The following is a 6,015-nucleotide window of genomic DNA, read 5'->3' as shown; positions in this document are numbered from 1 at the left end:
CGTCAGCAGGTCAGTGGGTCATCGTCCCGGCATTCAGCATCAGGGTAGCGCTGCGACGCGGAAATCGCGCGCCGTTGCCGCGCCCCGCAGTGCCCGCTTCCCCCGAGAACAATTATCAGTGCAGGTAGACGGCTTGCGCATTCCGTGAAATGCAGGGTATGGACGGCCGGTCCGGGTCCAGCCCCGTAATCCGGCATAGTTTTGAAATGGCATCAATTCACTAGCAGGCAAGCTAGGTTGTTCTAGCGCCTTGTCGCCGGCTAATTTCCGATTTCCAACCAGTTGCACAAAACATTTGCTCGCAGTCGCGTCTCGGCGGATTTCATTGCTTCAGTTTTGACTTTATAGCGAATCCCTAAACGGTCGCAGACACTTCTGACTATGGTGTCTAGCTGCTTTGAATCGTTGAGCATATCGTGAGTCACCAGGAATACATCGAATCCCATGCTCTGCAACGCAGTCATGCGTTCCGCATCGTGGTCAAGTATTGCACCTGAGCCATGGATGACTTCGCCTTGGATCTCGATAATTACTGCCTTCATTAGGATTGGGTTTACAATCACGATGTCGCCGTAGCAAACCTTTTGACCTGCGATGCTTTGGGCTGCCACGGATAGAGGGGTTAAATCGTTGAGGTACACGTATCTGAATCCTGCACCACCTAGACGTCGAGAACGACTTAGAAGCAGGACCCCAGCGACCTCGAGTGGAGACGCAGCAATGCCGATAACCTGCTGAGTGGCATCATAAAACTGCTTTCCCCACATTTGACTTTTGACCTTTTCGGCGAATCGATGCAAGTCGCTCAGTTCGATGAGTGGCTTTCTCATCCAAAGCGAAGTACCTTTGAGTTTCGTAACCTCTCTTCCATCCTCGCGATTGTTCGTTTGACCTTCATTTGCTGGGACCTTTACGGTTGTGCGGGCATAAACTCGTTTCCAAGGAATCTCGTCTTCGCCTTCTCCAAGTTCGAACAGATCCTGCGTGCTGGAATTGCGATTCTCCTTTAACGCGATTTTTAACTGCATTTCGACAGCGGGGGTCGGCTCGAAAACAGAAAACCAGCCGCAAAGTTCGTACATAGCCAGTGCGAGATCTATTTGGGACACAAAGCGTGTCATAGTAAATAACGTGTTAAGCGGATTGGTGACGCTAAAGCCTAAATGAGTGTCGGTTGTTGTGCCGGTATCCGAAGCCCCTTCCCAGCGAATAGTGGAGCGCAATCCCGAGTGGTGATTACAACAACCTGGCGAAGCAACAGCGATAACCGGGGTCTTGAGGACATCGGTTACGAAAGGGGCTTGGGATAGGGTCCGCCAGCCGTCATCGGAGCTGGGTAGGCGCGGGTAGAGGTCATGCACCTGCGGTGGGCAGCGCCAGTAGCGGAATGCGGTGTTTGCGCAGACGATTTCGTCCATGTGGCCTCCCCTGGTTTCGACTGTAGGCCGTGCGGATTGCGGGCATGGCCGATTATCTACCGGGGCATCATGCGGGTAAGTACGGGAAGCAAACCAAATGCTGACAAAAGCATGCCGAGTTCCGCCGAAAAACCGTCGTGTGATAGAAAACCGCTGGAAGGAGCTTTGGGCATGTGGTCCCTGTCTCCACATTTGCGCGCGGATCACATGGGGAATTCAACGAAAATACGCATGAGTTTTATACAAAACATGCAATGGCGTCAGCAAAAAGGGTGCGAAAAAAATGACGCCTTATACGACTACGATTCGTTTTGGAATCACCCTTGGTGTCAAAAAGAAAAAGGCCAGAGGCTTAACACCTCTGACCTGTTGTTTTGATGGTGGGCGATACAAGATTCGAACTTGTGACCCCATCCGTGTGAAGGATATGCTCTACCCCTGAGCCAATCGCCCGTCGCCTTTCGGCAAAAGAGATACTAACATAGCCGCGCGAGGTTTTCCAAGAACTTTTTGTCCCCGATTTTAAATTCGTGGGAGCAAACCGCACTGTTTCAACCCACTCAGCCAACAAAACCGCAGTTCAACAGCCCTTTATCGCTTGATCCACGAAGTCTCAGGGCGGCAGATGAGTCGCGCGTTGTTGTAGGCCATGTCGAGCGTGAGGCAGGTGCGCGCGGCGTAGAAACCGTCCTCGCGCTGGATGGTCAGCGCCAGCTCGGGCTTGTCGCCGGTCAGGCACAGCGGCAAGAGCAGCTGGATCCGGCCGCCGTAGAACTGCGGCACAGCGAGCGTGTAGTTTGCGGCGGCGCGGCGGGCGGCCTCGACGACGGCGCCCTCAAAAGCGCGGCGCAGCAGCAGCGAATTGTCCTCCCCCATCAGGCTGGCGGGGATGCGCGTAAGGTTCTCCTCGTCGCCCAGAATGTGGTCGATGTTGGAGCGGATGGGCAGTCGGTAGTCAAAGACCAGCTCGGAGGGGTCCTCGGCAAAGCGCACGCGGCACGGCAGGTACTCAAACGAGACCAGCATGGGGTCGCTCTCCTTAAAGAAGCCCTTCAAAAACCAGCGCTGGCGCGCGTCGGGCTTGGTGTTGGGCTCAAACAGGCCGTAGATGGTCTCGTAGCGACGCGTGTACAGGCCGGTATTGAACAGGCAGCGGTCATTGTCGAACACCAGCGGCAGGTTGGACGGCGCGGTCTGGTCCACGTCGCGCTCGGTCAAAAATACTGCGCGGCTAAACGAAAACGACAGGTAGTTTTTGAGAATGCGGTTGCCGGGACCCCAGTCCTCGGGATCGGCGAGGTCGACTAGGCGGTCGTAGCAGGGCTCGGGGCAAAACGCAAAGTCGTATACATTGCTGCACAGGGTGTTGGGGATCTCCATGTGGCGTCCAATCAATTGAAAACCGGCGTGTGGGACGCTTTGATTTTATACGTGCGAAGCGTCGTCGGAGCTCACGATGCAATGGCACCTCAGCTCGTTGGCTAGATCGTCGAGCGTGCGGCGTCTGGCAACGAGGTCCTGGATCCAGGCGTAGTACTGGTTGTCTTTGGGTTCGGGGCTGTCGGACAGCACGACCGGAGTGCCGGCGAACCTTAGGACGGACAACGCAAAGATAAGGCTGGTGCGTTTGTTGCCGTCTTCGAAGATGTGGTCCTTGACCATGTGCTCGGCCACGTAGGCGACCTGGTCAAAGATGTCCGTGAAACGATCGGCTGGCGATTGGCCGAATATCGTGCAGAACGCGCCCGCAAGCACGGACTCGATGCGTCCTAGCTCGAGCGTAGCCCTGTCGTCCGCGGCAACGGTCGTATAGCAGCGTCCGATTGTTAGCAGCGCACTGTGAAGGCGCATGACGGCGCCGGCTATGGCTTCGAGCGAACTGGCATCATCGAGCACGAGAGGCGCGAACGGACGAGCGCTCCGCCGCGTAGCCGCCATCATGAGTTCTCCAAGAGCCTGAGCGCGTTGGGCATGCCTGTAATGGTTAACTCAACTGCATGGTCGATTGACATAGAGTCGTTGAGCGAAATCGGTAATGTTGAATTTGCCTCGTCCGCTATTGAATGATCTTCTTGTGCAGCTCGACCAGTACCGTCATCTAGTTGAACATAGCTCCAAAGCATTGCTACCTCGTTTACAACTTTTTGAGTTAAAAGCCTGCCCCTAACGCGGGATGAATCACACTAGTTACCCGATCCAAATACGTCATCTACAAGATTAGGCAAGTCTGTCCATACTTGATAGGCGGCAACGTTGTCCGGATTCGTTTCTCTTGCACGACGTTTATTATCCGTATTGTGCTTTGCGGCATTGGTCAAAGCCTGGCCCTTGTTGCCATCAATCATTTCGAGATTTACCGACTTGAACTTTGACGCGGAGGACCTGTTGGGGTCAGTAGATTTTAGAACGCCAAGGTCGCGCGCTCTTTTCTCACATTGTGGCGTCGATGCAAAAGTTTCCGGGCATGGTGAGACATGATCGATAAGCCATACTTCAAAGCATGGGTTGGAGATCGCGAGCCTAACTCCTTTTGTCTTTGCTTCTCGTTCTGCTGCGGCTAGGTTTCTGAACTCATCTGAATCGACTACGATCCATGCGGAACTCAATGCTTCGATTTCGCCTGCTTTAACGGCCTTTTTATCTGAATCGAGCTCTCGCGAAAGCTGCTTGGCGACCTTCAAAGGGTCTCCGTCAATATGCCGATACCGCACGCTTCCGCGAACGTCCATTTCATTAATAAGGAAGTTAAAGTATTCGGTTTCGGTCACCTTGCCATTGGACACAATTAGATGGCGCTTTCTTTTGGCTCTTGTTTGCTTTTTGCGGCCGCGAGCAAGCCCTCTCCTTTCAGCCTTAGCCATTTATGTCAGCGCCTTCCTTCATGAGTCGGGCCACAAGTTGATGAAAACTTGGGTTGGGCAGCGGCACATAGACACCGTTTAAGTAATTGCGCCCCAGATTCTCATTTGCACGAGGCGAATACTCCATCGCAGCAATTAATTGCGAAGCACCTTCAGAGTCCTTTTCCACAAACCAGACCTGGTCACGTTCAAGCACCTCTTCCATAGGGCTGGTTCGCGTCATCAAGGTGACATCATGGGTCGAGAAGATTAGCTGCGCGCCCTTTGGATTTGTGTCGGGATCGGCGAACAGTGAGACGAAGTCGCGCAGGAGCGTAGGATGAAGGCTCGAATCAAGCTCGTCAATTACTGTTGTGGCCCCACTGCTTAAAGAACGTAAGGCTACCGAGAAAAACGCCAGCGCAGCTTTTGTGCCCTCCGATTCATGGGCGGAGTCCAGCCAAAAGCCATCTCCCGAGCCTTTATGGTGGAAGAACAGGTCATAAGCGAACGACCATTTAAAGTCTTCTGCAATTTTATTACGTGCCTCTTCCGAAATCTCATCGAGTCCAATGAGTGAGTCTTTTAAACCCATGACGCCTTCCGATTGACGGACATCCATGCCGTCAATTCCAATGTCAGCATATTTAATGAGCTGAGATAGCATCTGAGCTCGAGCGTCATCGTTGATAAACAGCTTTTTTATGGTAGCGAGCTCTGCAAGATAATGCGTTGCATCATAGAGATTGATGTCATTGGAAAGAGCTGAGAATGCGGGTTGAATTACATCACTACCAGCCGCCGCTGCGGCAGATAAGAACAGAGAATTATTGCGCGTGATATCCCAAAGTTGTTTTTTGGCGCCTGTAAAGGTGCTACCAAATTTAATTGACTGTTTCCCGTTTATCGAAGAGCGGTCATAGAGGAGGGACGGCTGTTTTGATCGATACACGGTGAGATTCTCATAAGTAACCTCATTTTTGTTTACACCAAATGAAAACTCATACTTCAAATTGCTGGCGATAAAATCTATCGAGAATTCTGTGTCATTTGATCGCGACTCTGAGTCAAGTAAAAAGGGGACGATGGGTATTTGAGAATTCGCATCGCCTGTCGCATAACCTGTACGAACAAAGTAAGAGACAAAGTAAAGAGCATTTAGGAAATTTGATTTGCCCGACGCGTTTGCGCCGTAAACCGCAGCCACTCGCACGGGCCCAAGTTCTTTTTTGCTCGAAATCGGTTCAAACGAGAACTGTTGAGCATCTCGAAAGCTCTGAAAGTTCTTAAATGAAAAATTGAGGATCATCTTTAGAATCCTTCTCAAATAAATCGAATTTTCACACACAACCTTAAATAACAAGAACAATTATATAGTTTTAAAACCGATATTTGTTAGCTTTGAACAAATATCGGTTTTAAATTGAGATTTTAGGCAATGAACCTTATAAGTACGTATGACATAATGCCTGAAGCATAATTCTCTACGCTGATATTAAGAGCAATCTTCAGTGACGGTGTCTCTTAATCTCACTCACTATGCCGGCGCATCTCTTCTCAATGCTGTCGGGAAAGAGCGAAGCTTCGGTAATGCCAAGTTTACTCAACTCGTTCAGTACTGATGCTTTTCTATTGGCTCTGTTAGACCAGAATTGACATATAGGTGATGCCACCGTGGTATAATGAAACCAGCAACCACGGCATTGGAGCAGGTATGAACGCCGAGGATCTGGTCATCACCCTCAAGAAGAATATGG

Annotated in this window: 5 protein-coding genes and 1 tRNA gene; all 6 read right to left on the bottom strand. The window is 51.4% G+C overall.

Annotation, left to right across the window (positions count from 1 at the left end):
* Positions 1 to 260 precede the first annotated feature (260 nt).
* The 6 genes from AAAX59_RS09540 to AAAX59_RS09515 all read right to left on the bottom strand — a co-directional run bounded on the left by AAAX59_RS09540 (position 261) and on the right by AAAX59_RS09515 (position 5,567).
* Positions 261 to 1,418: a hypothetical protein gene (locus tag AAAX59_RS09540; protein WP_349071583.1), complete on the bottom strand. Its 1,158-nt coding sequence runs from the start codon at positions 1,416 to 1,418 to the stop codon at positions 261 to 263.
* A gap of 378 nt (positions 1,419 to 1,796) precedes the next feature.
* Positions 1,797 to 1,871 (bottom strand) — tRNA-Val (locus tag AAAX59_RS09535).
* Positions 1,872 to 2,009: 138 nt separating this feature from the next.
* The gene (locus tag AAAX59_RS09530) at positions 2,010 to 2,798 is read right to left on the bottom strand and encodes a DUF3825 domain-containing protein (RefSeq protein ID WP_349071582.1); all 789 of its coding nucleotides are present in this window, start codon (positions 2,796 to 2,798) and stop codon (positions 2,010 to 2,012) included.
* A gap of 45 nt (positions 2,799 to 2,843) precedes the next feature.
* On the bottom strand, positions 2,844 to 3,359 hold the full coding sequence (locus AAAX59_RS09525) for a Fic family protein (protein WP_349071581.1): 516 nt from the start codon (positions 3,357 to 3,359) through the stop codon (positions 2,844 to 2,846).
* A 242-nt stretch (positions 3,360 to 3,601) separates the two neighbouring features.
* On the bottom strand, positions 3,602 to 4,279 hold the full coding sequence (locus AAAX59_RS09520; RefSeq protein ID WP_349071580.1) for an RloB family protein: 678 nt from the start codon (positions 4,277 to 4,279) through the stop codon (positions 3,602 to 3,604).
* Positions 4,272 to 5,567 carry an AAA family ATPase gene (locus tag AAAX59_RS09515; protein WP_349071579.1) on the bottom strand — a complete coding sequence of 432 codons (1,296 nt, stop codon included), beginning with the start codon at positions 5,565 to 5,567 and terminating at the stop codon, positions 4,272 to 4,274. Before AAAX59_RS09515 ends, AAAX59_RS09520 begins: the two co-directional genes overlap by 8 nt.
* Between the last annotated feature and the right edge of the window lie 448 nt (positions 5,568 to 6,015).

The organism is Collinsella sp. CLA-ER-H2 (assembly GCF_040092405.1).
In the GTDB taxonomy this organism is placed as follows: Bacteria; Actinomycetota; Coriobacteriia; order Coriobacteriales; family Coriobacteriaceae; genus Collinsella.
This window is presented reverse-complemented; position numbering and strand designations above follow the sequence as displayed.